A 15,114-nucleotide genomic window follows, 5' to 3' on the forward strand; every position below is an offset into this window, starting at 1 on the left:
TTTTTGTAAAGCAGGGAGCTTATGCAAGTTCATCCGGCATATGCTTTCAAAATCTGCTTGCCAAACATTCATTATTGGAAGTTATTGCCCCATGAACGCGCTGGATAGAAAAATTCTTGCTGCACTGGAAAACGACGGCCGCCTCAGTGTCACCGAACTGGCCGAACGGGTGGGCCTGAGCCTCTCACCCTGCCACCGCCGTGTTCGGGCGCTGGAAGAAGCGGGGGTCATCCGCGGCTACCGGGCCGAGCTGGACCCGGCCGCTCTGGGCCTGGACTTCGCCGCCCTGGTGTTTGTCACCCTGAGCAATAGCAAAGAGGTCCAGGCCTTTGAAAGCGCCGTGGCCTTGCTGGACAACGTCACCCAGGCGCAACGCCTGTTTGGCGATCCGGACTATCTGCTGCATGTGGTGGTGCGGGACCTGCCGGCCTTTCAGCGCCTGTATGACGCGCAGCTGACCGCCTTGCCCGGCGTGCTGCGCATGACTTCCACCCTGGTGATGAAGCATGTGGTGAGCAACCGGCCGCTGACGCTGGCTGCTGGCTAGGTCTCGGTAGGACTTGGCTTGGCCGGTTCCGGTGCGGCCACACAAGCTGTGCGCTGCCGCTACCCTCTATCAAAACAAGAGTGCACAGTGCTGATGCTGTATGCCTTTGCGGCCTATTTCGTGTGAAAACACGCCATCTATGTTGCGCATGCGGCACATCTGGCCCATGACGCGGATGCGCATCGCAGGGCTCCGCGCTCCCAGCGAATCCACGCTACGCCGAGGCGCCCCTCTTTTTGAACTGGCGATTTTCCCAGTCGCCATTATCTCTGCGGCAATATTCATTTATCTGCGCAATAAGTGAGTAACTGCTCTCAATAATTCCTGAAGCAACTTCCCGCATATTAAAAGCCTGTAATGCCGCGAGAAAGACGGTTAAACAAGGCGATTCCTAAATTACCGCCTGTCGGCGATTGTGTTAGCTTCAAGTCGCCCACCACACTGTGGTTTATCTATCTCCCAAATCGGGTGCATGGGGAATTAATCCCTGCGCCGAATTGAATATTGCAGAGGGATTTATCTCATGGGATTTACTGAGCAATTGACTCAATCGACTGAAAATACCTTGCCCCATTCATGCGCAATGGCTGCTGGAAATGCATGCAGCAGAGGCAAAAAGGCAGGGAAATCCATTGCACCGCAGGCTGCGCCCCATGCCGGCGCAAAGTACAGCCCGGTGCGCGTGCGCTGGAGGGCCGTCGCCCTGGCTGCCGCCATGCTGGCCTTGGGTGGTGGCCAGCTCTCCTGGGCGCAGACCGTTGTGGTGACAGGAGACACCGATCCCAGCACATCAGGCAGTTCTTCCACCTGGGATCTGGGCAATCAAATGCTGAGCATAGGCTATAAGGGCCAGGGCAGCATGAGCATTCAAAACGGTGGCCAGGTTGCCAACGGCTCTGCTTATGTTGGCAATACCTCCAGCGGCATCGGTTCAGTCCGCGTGCAGGGGGCGGGCTCCGCATGGAATATCAACGGTTCCCTGAATGTGGGCTACTACGGTACGGGGGAGATGCTCATCTCCAACGGTGCCAAGGTCAGCAGCCACAAAGCCGAGATAGGCAACCTGGCCGGCAGTACCGGCCGCATGCTGGTCACAGGCTCTGGCACGTTGTGGGAGATGGGAAAGGGCGCGCTCGGATTGAGTGTTGGCAGCTATGGAAATGGGGAGCTGACCATCAAAGACGGCGCCAAGGTGGTGACTTCAGGCGACTCGCTGATTGGCATAACGGATGGTGCGAAAGGCAAGGTCACGGTCAGCGGCGCCGGAACGCAATGGATAGGCTCCATTGGTTTGAGCATCGGGGAGTTTGCTGACAGCGAAGGGTATTTGCTGATTGAAGATGGGGCCATGGTCGTAATGAACAACGTGGTGCTGGGGCGCACCTCCACCTCCAAGGCCACGCTGGAGATCCGCTCTGGCGGTGTGCTGGAGCTGTCCCAGTTGCAGGATTTGGCCTATTCCAATTCCGACAATCTGATCCTGGACGGCGGCACCTTGCGGGCCCGCAGAAACATTGCCAACTTCATGGCCCGCTTTGGCAATGTGGATCTGCAAGCGGGTGGCGTGAACATCGACAGCAACGGTTTTGACATCGGCGTGCAAACCGAGTTCGCAGGCAGCGGCAAGCTGGTCAAGCAAGGCGCAGGCACGCTGACGCTCGATGGCAGCAGCAGCTATACCGGAGGCACCTGGGTGCAAGGCGGCACCTTGTTGCCCACCATCAACACCGCTTTGGGCACCGGCGATGTGCTGATTGGCAACGGCAACCAGAGCGCCGTGCTGCGGGTGAATCCCGGAATCGATCTTGCCAACCTCATGACGGTGGGCAACCGTGGCTTTTTGATGGGTACGGGCACGGTCGGCGCCACCACGGTGCAAGCCGGCGGCACCGTGGCCGCCGGTGTGCCGGGCAATATCACAGGTACGCTGACGGTGAATGGTGACTTGAATCTGGGCGCAGGTTCCACCGTGGCGGTGCATACCAACCCCAACCTGGGCATCAGCAACGTAGTGGCCGTCAATGGCGTGGCCAATCTGGATGGGCGTGTGCTGCACATAGGCGCCGAAGAAAAATTCGAAGCCGGCACCCTCTACACCATTTTGACGGCCACCGGCGGCGTGAATGGCAAATTCGCGGCACTGGAAGACTATTACGCCTTTTTGGACCTGAAGGCGATTTACAACGCCAACAATGTGCAACTGGGCTGGGTTCGCAACCAGATCGATTTTTCGGACCTGGCGCTTACCCCCAATCAGCTCGCCGTGGCCAAGGATGTGGAAACTCACCCGACCACGGGGCCTATTTACAGCTTTGTCGAGAACCTGCAAGACGGCCAGGTGCCGGATGCCCTGGACAGCCTGTCGGGTGAAATCCACGCCAATATCCTGGGCCGGCTGGAGAACGTCAGCAGCAAGATTGCCACCGTGGGTTCCCGGCATTTGTTCAGTGACTTGCCCGCCTGGGTGGAGGTCGAAGGCAGCTGGCGCAATGTGAAGGGCGATGGCAACGCCGCCAAGCTCAAGCAAAACACCAGCGGCCTGTACCTGGGCATGAACCAGGACCTGGGCCAAAGCGGCTGGCGTGTGGGCGGGCTGCTGGGTTACTCCCGCATCAACGCCAAATCCCATGCCCGCTATGCGTCTGCCGATATCGACAACTACAGCGCCGCCTTGTATGCAGGCAAGGGCTTTGCGCACGGGGCCAATCGGGTGAATGTGCTGGGCGGTCTGTCCTATAGCCACCACAGCATAGACACCGACCGCAGCGTGCCCCTGCTGGGCCAGCGCTTGAAGACGGACTACAACGCCCAAACCACACAGCTGTTTGCCGAGCTGGGCTACGCCATGCCCTGGGATGCCAAGACCACCATCGAGCCCTTTGCCGCTGTGACCGTGGCCAAGCAGCGCGTGGATGGCTTCCATGAAAGCGGCGGCTTTGCCGAGCTGAGTGCAGCATCCAACAGCCAGACCCGTACGCATATGACGCTGGGCGTGCGCGGCCACAGCCAGGTGCTGCTGGCGGACAAGGACGTCAAGCTGCACGCCACCCTGGGCTGGCGCCGTGGCCTGGGCAATATGGACACCACCCGCGCCATGGCGTTCTCGGGTGTGGGCAGCGAGTTCACCATTGCCGGTGTGCCCCTGGCGCGCAACAGCGCCTTGCTGGGCCTGCAGGCCCAGGCCCAGCTCAGCCGCAATGCACAGCTGGAGCTGGGCTACAACGGCGAATTTGGTGGGCGCAGCAGCGCCCATGCCATCCAGGCCAAGCTGAGCTGGCTGTTCTAAAACCGGCGTTGACTCCAAGCCTTGGGGCCGGCAAATCGCCGGCCCTTTTTGATGTACTCAACCATCCACAGGCTGCAGCGGTGTCTCCAGCAGCAGCTGGTAGAGGGCCAGGTCTAGCCAAGCTCCAAACTTGAAACCCACCTGGGGTAGCTGGCCCACCAGTTTGAACCCCAGTTTTTCATGCAGCATGCGGCTGCCCTGGTTGGCGGCATCGATGGCGCCCACCAGGGCGTGCACATCGTGCTGCCGGGCCTGCGCGATCAATGCCTCCATCAACACCCGGCCCAGGCCACGGCCGCGCTGGCTGTGGTGGATGTAGACCGAATGCTCCATGGTGTATTTGTAGGCCGGCTGCGGGCGAAACAGCCCATAGCTGGCAAAGCCCAGCAAAGTGCCTGCCTCATCCTCCAGACCCAGCACCGGAAAGCCTCCACCTTGCTTGCTGGTAAACCAGCCCACCATATGTTCGGGGGTGCGTGGCTGGTAGTCGTACAAGGCGGTCGAGGTCAGGATGGCGTGGTTGAAGATGTCCAAAATCGCACCGGCATGGCGCTCATGGGTGCAGGGCACAAGATATGGCGGGTTCATCGCATGGCTCATGTGAGTGAAGAAGGGGCGGCCATCAAGGCCTGCACATAGCGTGCCTGGCCGTCTCCGAGGGGCAAACACCATGGCGGTGAGCCCGCTTGAATTATGGATTTCAATCAGAAAGCCTCATTTACCCCGCTGGGATTGCTCTACATTCGTGAGCATTCCTAGCCCTCACAGCTTGCCTAAGCGCAGTAAAACAGCATCAAAACTGTGCCGTCAGGCCGATGTACAGGCGCTGACCATCCAGCGTCTTGCCGTAGTCGGCCAGGTTGACGCTTTTGTCCAGCAGGTTGTAGAGCCCGGAAAACAGCTGGATATGGGGTGTGGCCTGGTAGGTGGCGCCTATATCGACCAGCGTGTAGGCGGGCAGTTGGGCGCTGCCGCCGTCGATGCTCTTGCTCTTGTAGCGCGCCTTGCCCCAGAGCTTGACTTTGCCGGTGACGTTCCAGTCCGCTCCCAGGTTGAGCATATGCCGGGGCAGGTTGTTCAGCGGCTTGCCGGCATTGGGTCCGTTGTCCACATCGCTGTGGGTGAAGGTGTAGGAGGTGTTGAACTTGGCACGGCCAAAAGGCGTGGCAATCGGCATGCTGTAGGCCACCTCCAGACCCTTGATGGTGGCGGAGCTGACGTTGACATACTGGTTGATGCGCGAGCGTACCTCGCCGTTGTAGTGGCAGGCCGGGGTGGAGGAGGGGCTGCTGCAGATGGTTTCCGTGCTGATCTTGTCGCGGAAGTTGGTCTGGTAGGCCGTCACACTGGCGTTCACGTCCTGGGCCGGTGTCCAGTTCAGGCCGATTTCGTAGTTGGTGCTTTTTTCGGGCTTGAGGTCTTTGTTGCCCATGTCCCAGGCCGCGCCACGTGCAGCGATCTCGACGATGTTGTCGTCCGCCTGCTTGAGTGTGGGAGCCTTGTAGCCACCGCTGACGCCACCTTTGAGGGTCAGGCTGTCCTGTATGCGATACACGCCATACAGGCGTGGAATCCACTCGCTGCCGTAATGCTGGTTGCGGTCATAGCGCAGGCCGCCCACCACGGAGAACTTGTCGGTGAGAAAGTATTCATCCTCGGCAAACAGCGCCATCTGCCAGCGCTCCAGGTTGATGTTGCGCGAGCCGGGAAAGCGGCTGCCGTCGTGGTCTGTGCGCTCTTTCTTGTACTCGCCGCCAAAAGAGAGCATGTGCTTGGCCAGCGGCACCACGGTCTTGGTCTGCAGATAGCTGGCCTGGTATTCGGACTGGTAGCTGCCGTTGCTGATTTCCACCTTCTCCTGCGTGATGAAGGAGCTGGTGCGTATGCGTGATCCCCAGTCGATCTCGTGGGTCAGGGCGTAGTAATTGCGCTCGTTCTGCACCGCGCCGGCAGAGCCCGTGCGGGCACTGCGCACGTTATCGCCTGTACCATGGGTGGCTTCCAGGCCCAGGGTCTGGTGGTCGCTCAGCTTCCAGGACAGCTTGGCGGTGAGATCCTTGTTTTCGCGGGCGGCATAGCCGCCGATATAGCCATCTTCATGGCGCTTGAAGCGTGAGCCATATACCGTCAGGCCCAGGCGGTTCTGCACCAAAGGCCCGCTGAGGTAAAAGCGCTGCTGCTGCTCGCTGCCCGAGTCGGCGTTTTCCTGCACCACGCCGTCCACGGTGACGCTGCCCGTCCATTGGGTGGCCACTTTCTTGGTGATGATGTTGATCACACCGCCCAGGGCGCTGGAGCCATACAGGGACGACATGGGGCCACGGATGACTTCGATGCGCTCGATGGCCGACATGGGAGGCAACCAGCTGGTCTGCTGTGCGCCACCAAAACCGTTGTAGTAGGCCTGGGAGGAACTGCCCAGGGGTTTGCCATCCACCAGGAACAAGGTGTAGTCCTCGCCCAGGCCGCGGATATAGATTTGTGTGGATTCGATCTTGCCGCCGGCACCGCCTTCGATGGTGACACCGGGAATGTCCAGCAGCGCATCGGTCACGTCGCGGTAGCGCTTGCCTTCCAGCTCCTCCTTGCTCACCACGGTAATGGAGGCGGGCGCATCGGCCAGCAATTGCTCAAAACCCGTGGCCGTGACCACCACTTCGGACAGCTTGGTGTCGCCGGCCTCCTGGGCCTGGGCCAGCATGAAGCTGCTGCCGGCCAGCAGGCAGAGCACGGCTTTGCCGATGTGGTGAAGGCTTGGGCAGTCTTGGGGCTGCACAGAGAGGGAAACGTTCATGGATGACTCCCGTCGAGATGGAAGATGAAAAGAGGGATGCAGACGGGCGCAGCCATCCCGGCCGCAGCGTGGCTGCAGCCTTCAGGCTTGCGTCCGAGAAGGTGGGGAGGGTGGGTTAGTGGGTCGCGTTCATGGCAAGACCAGCCACAGCGCCATGCCCAGCAGGGCTGTGAACCAGGCCAGGCCGCGTAGGTGCCGCTCACAGTAGGTGAGCATCAGGCCCAGTGCGCCCGCAGAAAAAGCCAGCAGCCCGATCCAGGCGGCCAATGCCACCGAGGTGCTCCATTGCGCCAGGCAGGGCTGCAGCGAAATGGCGAGCAAGGCATAGCCGCCCATGCGCCACAGCATCAGAGGCCTATGGCCTAGCTGGCCCGTGCCCAGCGGGTCACGGTGGCGCTCCATGGAGGAGGCAATCACCGTGAAGGCCGAAAAAGCCAGCAGCAAAGAGACCCAGACCATCATGACGGCTGCTCCATGGACGTGCGGGCGACTGCAGCCGCGGCATCGCCGGGTACAGGCTGTGAGCGGACAGGCGCCCCTGTTTTGGCAGGAGCGGCCTTGCCCTTGGCCGGCTGGAGCAGCCACCAGGTGATGAGGGCGTGCAGCAGGGCCAAGGCCAGCATCATCAAATCAAATCCCGCCACACTCCACTGGCTGTGCACCAGGCTCTGCAGCAGCGAAGCACCGCCGGTGAGTGGGTTGAGCAATGGCAGCAGCCCAAACAGCACCGTGGCCAATGCCAGTTGTTCGGTCCAGGCCTTGCGATGGGGGCGAAGCAACGGGTGCAGCAGGCACAGCAGCCAGACAATGAAAAAGCCGCGAATTTCCCAGTCACTGCGTGCAGCGCTGTCGGCGGGAATCAGGCGGTTGAGCCAGAAATAGGCGGCCGTGGCCACGGACAGGCCGGCAATGGAGCCCACATTCAGCACCTCCACCAGGCGATGGCCTGGCGGCGTGCGGCCCATCTTGCGGCGCTCCGGCAGGCGCTTGACCACCCACAGCACCATGCCCGTCGCGGCCATGATGGTGCCCACCAGGCCGCTGAGAAACAGCAAGCAGCGCAGCGCGGGCTCGGCAAAGCGGCCCAGGTGCACACTGGTCAACACATTGCTGGTGGCGCGCACCCACGAGACTTCAGGGCTGGCAGGGCCTTCACGCAAGGCGCCGCTACCCGCCTCGAAGCGCAGGCTGCGGGACATGCCCCGGTTGAGCAGGCTGGCGCCTCCGCGTTCGCGCAGCTCCACCGTCGCACCTGCCGTTCCGGGGGCATTCACGGTGATGCTGCCCACATCGCGCCCGGGCCATTGCTGGCGAGCTTGCTCCAGCATGGGCGCCATCGCGGCCATTGGCAGAAAGGCTGCAGGGCGGTCTGCCTGGGCCGCACGGGGGCTGCGCTCACCTTGGCCTGCGGCCGCCGCTGCCTGGCGATTGCCCCGCATCTCGGCAAAGTAGGCCTGGTTGTCCCCGTTGTAGGCGGCCTGTATGCCCCAGGGCATCAGCATATTCATCAACAGCAGCAGGCCGCTGAAGGTGATGAGAATGTGAAAGGGCAGGGCCAGCACGGCCGTGGCGTTGTGGGCATCGAGCCAGGAGCGCTGGCCTTTCTTGGGGCGGAAGGTGAAGAAATCGGTGAAGATTTTCTTGTGCGTGATGACCCCGCTGATGATGGCCACGAACATCAGCATGGTGGCGATGCCCACAATCCAGCGGCCCCAGATGCGGGGCATGGCATAGAGCTCGAAATGAAAGCGATAGAGAAAGCTGCCGCCACGGGTTTCGCGAGGCTGCAGGCGCTCGCCGGTGGCGGCGTCAATCTCGGCCCGTTGGGTTCCGGCGCGTCCGGCCGGTGCCCCCACATCGCGCCAGGAAGCTTCCACTGCAGTCTGGCGGGGACCGGGCAGATTCAGCGTCCAGGTGCTGGCATGGGGTGCGATGTTCTGCATCGCATCCAATGCTTTCTGGATGGTGTTTTCATCGCTGATGGAGCGGTGCAACTCTGGCCGCATCCAGTCGGTGATCTCATCGCGGAAAAAGCTCAGCGTGCCGGTGAAGAACACGGCATACAGCAGCCAGCCCAGTACCAGGCCACTCCAGGTGTGCAGCCAGGACATGGACTGGCGCAGGCCTTCTGGTTTGCCATCCACTCTCATGGCTGGCCCCCTGGCAGCAGCAGCCATGTCAACGCGGCAAGCAGCAGCGCGGGGACGGCGCAGCCTATCCATGCGCGTGTGGCGCTGGCGCAGCCAAAGCACCACATGGCGGCAATGGCATGGACCATGAACGACAGCATGGTGGCCGCCATGGTGGCATCACTGCGGGCCAGGCCCAGATGTTGAAAACCCAATGCCCCGGCGGCGGCGCAGGTGGCTGCCAGCATGTATCCGCCGCCGATGGCGGCCGCCGCTCTTGAAGCGACTCTCACCCGATAGATGCCAAGGGTGGCGGCCTCGGTGGCCGAAACTGTTTTACTCACAATGTCCTCGTTGTTGCCAATAGCGCCACACAAGTGACGGTGGCCTGCTTGCGTGGGGTGCTCCAGATTTCAGCATTGGAAATGCGTATGATTCCCATTTTCGCAAACAATCCTGATCAATGCCTGACCAATGAAATTGCTCGTTGTGGAAGATCACCAAGATTTGAGGGCCTTGCTGCAGGCCCACCTGGAGCGCATGGGCTTTGCGGTGGATGTGGCGGCGACCGGCCAACAGGCACTGCATGCCATTGCCTGCAGTGATTTCGACGCCGTGATCCTGGATCTTGGTTTGCCCGACATGGATGGCATGCAGGTGCTGGCCTGCTGTGAGAGGTGCCGCCAGCGCATTCCCTGCATCATCCTCACGGCCCGTGACGCCCTGGAAAGCAGGCTGGCAGGGCTCAACCGTGGGGCGGATGACTATGTGCTCAAGCCCTTTGAGGTTGCCGAGCTGGAAGCGCGTGTGCGCGCCGTGCTGCGCCGCGCCCAGGGGGGAAGCGAGCCCAGCTTGCGCTTGGGCAATGTGGTGTTTGAAACCGACTCCCGGCACACTACGGTGGCAGGCAAGGAGGTGGAGCTGCTACGGCGTGAGGCCATGCTGCTGGAAGAAATGCTGCGGGTCTGGCCACGCACCGTCGTCAAGGAGCGCATGGAAGAGCATCTGTACGCATCCCGCGAAAGCGTCACCCTGAATGCCGTGGAAGCCCTGATCTCGCGCCTGCGCCGCAAATTGCGCGACGGCGGTGCCAATGTGCTGATCGACACCGTGCGTGGCGTGGGCTATCGCATGGTGTTGCCGGCATCGGTGCATGAAGCGCAGCAGTCTTGAGCGGCGTGTGTGGCTGGGGCTGGCGCTGGCTTTTGCCGCCGGCGCAGCAGCGTTGGCGCTGTCCCTGTATGACACCCGCGACCAGCTGCGCCGCGTCACCATGCTGATTCAGGCGCGCGAGATTGCTGAGGGCTTCAGCATGCACAGCGACCCGGCCAAGCTGCCCCCAAGCTATGCGGGTGGCGAGCTGTCCTACACCCTGTATTCGCCCGAGGGCCGGGTGCTCTGGTTTTCGGAGAATCTGAAATCACCGCGCCGCCTGCGTCCGGCATCGGCCGATGGGCACTGGCCGCTTTTCAGCCTGCCCATCCACAGCGGCGAAGTGATCAATGTCGCCGCGCCACTGGCCGACGGTGCAACGCTGATGGTGGCCAAGCGCGATGCGCTCGAGCGCCAGACCATTGGCAATCTGCTGCAGGCCAAGCTGCTGCAAAGCCTGGTGATGTTGTTGCCCATTGGGTCGCTGGCGCTGCTGTTGATCTATCTGATGATGCGCTGGACGCTCAGGCCGGTGCAGGACGCGGCACGCTTTGTGCAAAGCCTGTCCGTGGAGAACATGCAGCCCATACCGACCGACAAGCTCCCGCGTGAGTTGCTGCCCCTGGCGCAGGCGGCCAACCATGCGCTGGAAAAGCTCACACAGTCGCTGGCCAATGAAAAACGCCTGGTCGCCGATGCCGCCCATGAGCTCCGAACACCTTTGACGGTGCTGGACCTGCGCCTGCAACAAGCGCGGGCCGAGGCCTCACCAGACTGGCAGGCCATTGCAGCCGACATGGGCTATTTGCGCCAGGTCACGGACCAGTTGATGCTGCTGGCCCGCCAGGAGCAAGCGCTGGGCATGGGGGAGGCCTGCTCCGCCAGCACGGCGCTGACGCGCCTGGTGCGTGAAACCGTGGCCACTTTGCTGCCCCTGCTGGATGCACAGTCCCGCCAGGTGCATGTGGACTTGCTGGAGGGTGTGCGCTGCCAGGGCGACGAAAGCCTGCTGCGCACGGCGGTTGCCAACGTACTGGAAAACGCCATCTACCACGGCCAGGGCGATGTGCATGTGGGCATGTGCCAAGCCCACGGCCAGATCCTGCTGCACATCCGGGACCAGGGCCCGGGCGTGCCGGCGCAGCGGCAGGAGGCCATGTTCATCCGCTTCAACAAAGGCGTTGCAGGCAGCAAGGGCGCCGGCCTGGGCCTGGCCATCACCCGCAAGATCTTGCGCAATCTGGGGGGCGATGCCTGTTTTTTGCCAGGCCCGCACTGTGTGGTTGAGCTGCGCTTCCTGTTGCAGCAAAAACCATAGCTATACAAGCTTTACAGTGCAGCGTTTGAAGCGGTCTTGAGCATTGAACCAAGCATGAGCCACAGCCCATGCCGGCGGTAGATGTTTAGGGCTTGGGCCCAAACACCTCTGCCAGCTTGCCCTCCGGCGCGCCGGTAAGGGTGTGCAGCTCACCCTGGCCGTCCTTCCACAAGAGGGCGGGGGTGGCAGTGAGGCCCAGTTGCACCATGGCCTGCTGGTTGTTGGTCAGCTGGGTGGCGATGGCGGGCGGAATGTTCTTCAGCGGCTGCAGGCCTTTGCCATCCACGGGCTGGATACGGCCGCTGCCGTGCAGCTTGGAATGGGCAGCCAGGGCGGCGGCCGGGTCTTTGCTGGCCAGCACGGCGGCGGCCTTGCCTGCGCTGTCGGGGCGGATCACGCCCACCAGAATATGGCGCAGCTGCACCTTGCCGGCCTCTACCCAGGGGCGGGCATCGGCCCAGAGTTTGTTGCAATAAGGGCAGTTGGGGTCGGTGAACATATAGACCACGCGCGGGGCCTTGGCGCTGCCATCGGCCACCCAGTGCGTAGCCTGCACGGTGTCCCAGGCCTGCTTGTCCAGCGCTGGCTGGACCAGGGCTTCCAGCGTGGGACGGTTCACATCCTCGCCCTCGGCGTTCAACAGCACGCCGGTGACCACATGTTTGCCATCGGGGGTGAGGTACATGGCCAGAGGCTGACCCTGGCGCTGGCCGGCCCAGGCCTGCAAGCCGCCCTGGGCCTTCATGGGGCCGATGATTTCCACACCAAACTGCTGCATGGCGGCAATCGGTGCCGGGGGTTTTTGCGCCCATGCGGCGGCCAGCGGTGCGGCCAGAACCATGCCGGCGACCAGGGCCCTGGCCCCTTGCAATGCGGTGAAGGACGTGGAAAGCGGATGCGTAAGCAGTGTCATGGCGAGGCAGATTCCGTGGAAGAAGATGGCGGGGCGCTGGCGGCAGCAGAAACCCCCAGGGCTTGCAACTGCTGGGCCAGCGTGGCGGTAGAGAGTTCACCCACGCGCAGTGCGGCCTGACGGCCCTGCGTGTCGACAAATACGGTGGTCGGCAGGGCGCGGCTGCCGAGCAGGCGGCCCAGGTCTTGCCGAATGTCCAGCAGCACCTGAGAGGGCGGCAGCTGGTGCTGGGCGGCAAAGCGCAGCACGGTTTCCGGGGCTTCGCCCTGGTTGACCCAGAGAAAGCGCACGCCGGGGTGTTCCTGCTGGGCCTGCAGCATGGCCGGCATTTCGCGGCGGCAGGGCGGGCACCAGCTGGCCCAGAGGTTGATGACCAGGGGCTGGCCATGCTGAGCTGGCAGTTGCTCCAGATTCAGGGTCTGCCCTTGCAGCGTCACGGCGGCAAAGGCAGGCAGCGGAATATTGCTGGGCAACATGGCATGGCGCAGCGCTTGCACGCCCAGCCACAGCGCCAGGGCGCTGGCAATGCCCACAGCGGCGGCGCGCAGCAAAGGGCTGCGCCTGATCCACAGAAAAACCAGGTACAGCAAGGCCGTGGCCACGCCGGCGCCCGCGCTCCAGCCGCCGTCGCGAATGTCCAGGGCGCTCCAGACCGGCGTGCGGTAGTGCTCGGTGTACTGCAACACAAAGGCGGCGCGGGCCACAATCAGGCTGCAGAGCAGCAGCATCCAGCCATGCAGACCCCAGACCTGCTGCTGGCGTGCAGCCAAGCGCTGGGCCAGGGCATCACCCACCCACCAGGCGCCCAGCAGTTGCAGCGGCGCCCAGGGCAGGGCCAAAGGGCCAATTTGAAGCACTTCACCCATGGCTCTGTGTATTCATTCCGGAAACAGTGGGCACCAGGGCATGTAAACCCATGGACTGGTGGGGGTAGCAAGGCGCTGCGCCATCGCCAGCGCACAAGAGAGCGGCCAAAACAGTGCCGACCTCAGGCGTGGATATAGGCCCAGCCAGCCTGTTGCAGCAAGGCCAGCTCGATCACGGCCGGCCGCTCCAGCACGGTGAGGGGGGCATGGGCCTGGCGGCCGGTGTGGCCCAGGGTGTTGGGGCACAGGCCGGTCAATGGGTCGGCCTCGGCATGCGGCTGGTCCAGCGCGGCGGCCACGGCTGCAGCGTTGGCAATGATGCGCACGCTGCACTGGGCGTCGGCCTTGCGGGCATTGAGGGCGCTGGCCCGGGCGCGGGCCAGTGCGTCGGGGGTAGGGGCGTGTAGCACGATGCGCAGCGCAGGGGACTGGGGCTTGGAGGCAGTGGTCATGGGGTGTTCCTGGTAGCGAGGCTTACTGAGGCGCAATGGGGTGGAGCGAGACCGGGGCGGCACTCAACGCGGGCCGCCGGGTTGGCATTGGCGGGCAGCGTCTTGCAGCGCGCTGGGAATCATCTCTTCCACGCAAGGGTGGTAGGTGGGCAATTCCTGCAGACTGTGTACGGTTTCCCCGCGCATCACGGCCCAGGCCAGCAAATGGGCCAGGTGCTCGCCGCGCTCGGCGACGATGGTGGCACCCAGCAATCGGCCTGTGGCCCGGTCAGCATAGATGCGCAACAGGTTGTCGCGTGCATGCATGACCTTGCTGCGGCCGTTGCCCGCGCCGCGCGCCGTACCAATGACGGTGTGCGCGGGGTCCAGCGCCTGCCAGGGCATGCCGACCTGGGCAATGTCGGGGTTGGTGAAGACGATGGACAGCGGCGTGCGCGGCTGCGGCGCCTCGCTGCCTGTGGACAGCCCCAGCAGGCGCGCCACCTGCCAGGCAGCCAGTCGGCCCTGGTCCACGGCCTCGTGCATCAGCGGGCGGATGCCGCTGACATCGCCTGCAGCGAAAACAGGAGCAGAACCCACTTGCAGGGTCTGCGTATTCAGCAGTTTTTGTGCTTTTTCAGGCCAATCTTCCACGGCATGCTGCAGCTGCAAATCCTCCCAGTTGGGGCGGCGGCCCACGGCCAGCAGCACACGGTCTACCTCGCGGGAGGTATGGCCCACGGTAAAGCGCAGGCTGCAGCCAACACGCTCCACCTGGGCGGCCTGGCCCAGGTGCATGTCCAGGCTGCGGCCCAGCCAGGCCGTGGCCAGCTCGGCGGCCACGGGGTCCGTCAGGCCGGCAGGGGCGGTGTGCAGATCGGCTGCAATCACCTCGCAGCCCAGGCGCTGCAGCGCCATCCCCATTTCCACGCCGATGGCGCCCAGGCCCAGCACGCCCACACGGGGTGGCGGCGCCTCCAGGCTGAAGAGCGCATCGGTGGTGATGACGGCATCGCCGAGGGCCTGCAGCGCGGCCGGCACCACGGGGCGGCTGCCGGTGGCCAGCACAAACGCCTGGGCGGTGATGGCGGTGATCTCCCCACCTTGGCCTTCCACTTCCAGGGTGTGCGGGCCGGTGAAGCGGGCCGCGCCCTGCAGCAAGCGCTCTCCCAAGGCCAGGGTGCGCTGGGCCTGGGCACCGGCCAGCTCGTCGCGCACGGCCAGGGCCTGTTGCCACAGCTGGTGGGGTTGCTGGTAGGTACCGACGGGGCTGACCGTGCCTTGCGACAGGCATTGCCACTGGGCAGCCGCGTGCAGCATCGCCTTGGAGGGCATGCAGCCCACACGCGCACAGGTGGTGCCCAGGGGGCCGCGATCGACCAGCAGCACGTCGACGCCCCACTGGCGCAGCGCGTGAAACGCATTCATACCGGCAGAGCCGGCACCGATCACCACGGCCTGGGCCTGGCGGGAAGAAGAAGAGGAGTGAGAAGTTGGCATGGCGTCCGCTATTGAAAAGAGGAGCGCTTAAGGCTGTATTAACGCGCTGTGCAAGGGTTATTTGTCAGCATGGAGCGCATAAAAAAACCCCGCTCCCAAAAAGGAGCGGGGGTCAAACACAAGCGCCAACCTGGCAACGGTGCGGGGGACGCGACCGTTGTGAGGCGGGCAGGGTGGA

General features: G+C 63.3%; 13 protein-coding genes. 4 read left to right on the plus strand and 9 right to left on the minus strand.

Features of this window, described 5'->3' with window-relative positions; translation table 11 throughout:
• The first annotated feature begins 91 nt into the window (after positions 1 to 91).
• Together ACA027_RS11505 and ACA027_RS11510 are read left to right on the plus strand one after the other, a co-directional pair.
• Positions 92 to 547: an Lrp/AsnC family transcriptional regulator gene (locus ACA027_RS11505; protein WP_370678374.1), complete on the plus strand. Its 456-nt coding sequence runs from the start codon at positions 92 to 94 to the stop codon at positions 545 to 547.
• A gap of 682 nt (positions 548 to 1,229) precedes the next feature.
• Positions 1,230 to 3,833 (plus strand): autotransporter domain-containing protein, encoded by a 2,604-nt coding sequence (locus ACA027_RS11510; protein WP_370678375.1) that lies wholly within the window; start codon positions 1,230 to 1,232, stop codon positions 3,831 to 3,833.
• A gap of 57 nt (positions 3,834 to 3,890) precedes the next feature.
• Here the strand turns inward: ACA027_RS11510 and ACA027_RS11515 are convergent, their stop codons facing one another.
• The 5 genes from ACA027_RS11515 to ACA027_RS11535 all read right to left on the minus strand — a co-directional run bounded on the left by ACA027_RS11515 (position 3,891) and on the right by ACA027_RS11535 (position 9,100).
• The gene (locus tag ACA027_RS11515; protein ID WP_370678376.1) at positions 3,891 to 4,421 is read right to left on the minus strand and encodes an N-acetyltransferase family protein; all 531 of its coding nucleotides are present in this window, start codon (positions 4,419 to 4,421) and stop codon (positions 3,891 to 3,893) included.
• Between the two features lie 205 nt (positions 4,422 to 4,626).
• Complete coding sequence (locus tag ACA027_RS11520; protein ID WP_370678377.1) at positions 4,627 to 6,627, minus strand: TonB-dependent receptor domain-containing protein; 2,001 nt, start codon at positions 6,625 to 6,627, stop codon at positions 4,627 to 4,629.
• A 129-nt stretch (positions 6,628 to 6,756) separates the two neighbouring features.
• Entirely contained in the window at positions 6,757 to 7,089 is a 333-nt protein-coding gene (locus ACA027_RS11525; protein WP_370678378.1) for a DUF3325 domain-containing protein, read from the minus strand.
• Complete coding sequence (locus ACA027_RS11530; RefSeq protein ID WP_370678379.1) at positions 7,086 to 8,777, minus strand: PepSY-associated TM helix domain-containing protein; 1,692 nt, start codon at positions 8,775 to 8,777, stop codon at positions 7,086 to 7,088. Before ACA027_RS11530 ends, ACA027_RS11525 begins: the two co-directional genes overlap by 4 nt.
• Positions 8,774 to 9,100 (minus strand): DUF3649 domain-containing protein, encoded by a 327-nt coding sequence (locus ACA027_RS11535; RefSeq protein WP_370678380.1) that lies wholly within the window; start codon positions 9,098 to 9,100, stop codon positions 8,774 to 8,776. The genes ACA027_RS11530 and ACA027_RS11535 overlap by 4 nt, the downstream gene beginning before the upstream one ends.
• A gap of 130 nt (positions 9,101 to 9,230) precedes the next feature.
• Between ACA027_RS11535 and ACA027_RS11540 the strand changes: the two genes are divergently transcribed.
• Together ACA027_RS11540 and ACA027_RS11545 are read left to right on the plus strand one after the other, a co-directional pair.
• Positions 9,231 to 9,929, plus strand: a complete 699-nt coding sequence (locus tag ACA027_RS11540; RefSeq protein WP_370678381.1) for a response regulator transcription factor — start codon at positions 9,231 to 9,233, stop codon at positions 9,927 to 9,929.
• On the plus strand, positions 9,910 to 11,226 hold the full coding sequence (locus tag ACA027_RS11545; protein ID WP_370678382.1) for a sensor histidine kinase: 1,317 nt from the start codon (positions 9,910 to 9,912) through the stop codon (positions 11,224 to 11,226). The genes ACA027_RS11540 and ACA027_RS11545 overlap by 20 nt, the downstream gene beginning before the upstream one ends.
• An 85-nt stretch (positions 11,227 to 11,311) precedes the next feature.
• On the opposite strand, the gene dsbG is transcribed toward ACA027_RS11545, so the two are convergent.
• The 4 genes from dsbG to ACA027_RS11565 all read right to left on the minus strand — a co-directional run bounded on the left by dsbG (position 11,312) and on the right by ACA027_RS11565 (position 14,936).
• Entirely contained in the window at positions 11,312 to 12,139 is an 828-nt protein-coding gene (dsbG, locus tag ACA027_RS11550) for a thiol:disulfide interchange protein DsbG (RefSeq protein WP_370678383.1), read from the minus strand.
• Complete coding sequence (locus tag ACA027_RS11555) at positions 12,136 to 13,005, minus strand: redoxin domain-containing protein (protein ID WP_370678384.1); 870 nt, start codon at positions 13,003 to 13,005, stop codon at positions 12,136 to 12,138. Before ACA027_RS11555 ends, dsbG begins: the two co-directional genes overlap by 4 nt.
• A gap of 122 nt (positions 13,006 to 13,127) precedes the next feature.
• Positions 13,128 to 13,457 (minus strand): hypothetical protein, encoded by a 330-nt coding sequence (locus ACA027_RS11560; protein WP_370678385.1) that lies wholly within the window; start codon positions 13,455 to 13,457, stop codon positions 13,128 to 13,130.
• A gap of 63 nt (positions 13,458 to 13,520) precedes the next feature.
• The gene (locus ACA027_RS11565) at positions 13,521 to 14,936 is read right to left on the minus strand and encodes an FAD-dependent oxidoreductase (protein ID WP_370678386.1); all 1,416 of its coding nucleotides are present in this window, start codon (positions 14,934 to 14,936) and stop codon (positions 13,521 to 13,523) included.
• Positions 14,937 to 15,114 lie beyond the last annotated feature (178 nt).

This window comes from Comamonas sp. GB3 AK4-5, assembly GCF_041320665.1.
In the GTDB taxonomy this organism is placed as follows: domain Bacteria; phylum Pseudomonadota; class Gammaproteobacteria; order Burkholderiales; family Burkholderiaceae_C; genus Comamonas.

Coding starts and splice junctions, on each gene's coding strand:
- ACA027_RS11505 (WP_370678374.1), top strand. CDS start 92: ATGAACGCGCTGGATAGAAAAATTCTTGCTGCACTGGAAAACGACGGC.
- ACA027_RS11515 (WP_370678376.1), bottom strand. CDS start 4,421: ATGAACCCGCCATATCTTGTGCCCTGCACCCATGAGCGCCATGCCGGT.
- ACA027_RS11520 (WP_370678377.1), bottom strand. CDS start 6,627: ATGAACGTTTCCCTCTCTGTGCAGCCCCAAGACTGCCCAAGCCTTCAC.
- ACA027_RS11525 (WP_370678378.1), bottom strand. CDS start 7,089: ATGATGGTCTGGGTCTCTTTGCTGCTGGCTTTTTCGGCCTTCACGGTG.
- ACA027_RS11530 (WP_370678379.1), bottom strand. CDS start 8,777: ATGAGAGTGGATGGCAAACCAGAAGGCCTGCGCCAGTCCATGTCCTGG.
- ACA027_RS11540 (WP_370678381.1), top strand. CDS start 9,231: ATGAAATTGCTCGTTGTGGAAGATCACCAAGATTTGAGGGCCTTGCTG.
- ACA027_RS11545 (WP_370678382.1), top strand. CDS start 9,910: ATGAAGCGCAGCAGTCTTGAGCGGCGTGTGTGGCTGGGGCTGGCGCTG.
- dsbG (WP_370678383.1), bottom strand. CDS start 12,139: ATGACACTGCTTACGCATCCGCTTTCCACGTCCTTCACCGCATTGCAA.
- ACA027_RS11555 (WP_370678384.1), bottom strand. CDS start 13,005: ATGGGTGAAGTGCTTCAAATTGGCCCTTTGGCCCTGCCCTGGGCGCCG.
- ACA027_RS11560 (WP_370678385.1), bottom strand. CDS start 13,457: ATGACCACTGCCTCCAAGCCCCAGTCCCCTGCGCTGCGCATCGTGCTA.
- ACA027_RS11565 (WP_370678386.1), bottom strand. CDS start 14,936: ATGCCAACTTCTCACTCCTCTTCTTCTTCCCGCCAGGCCCAGGCCGTG.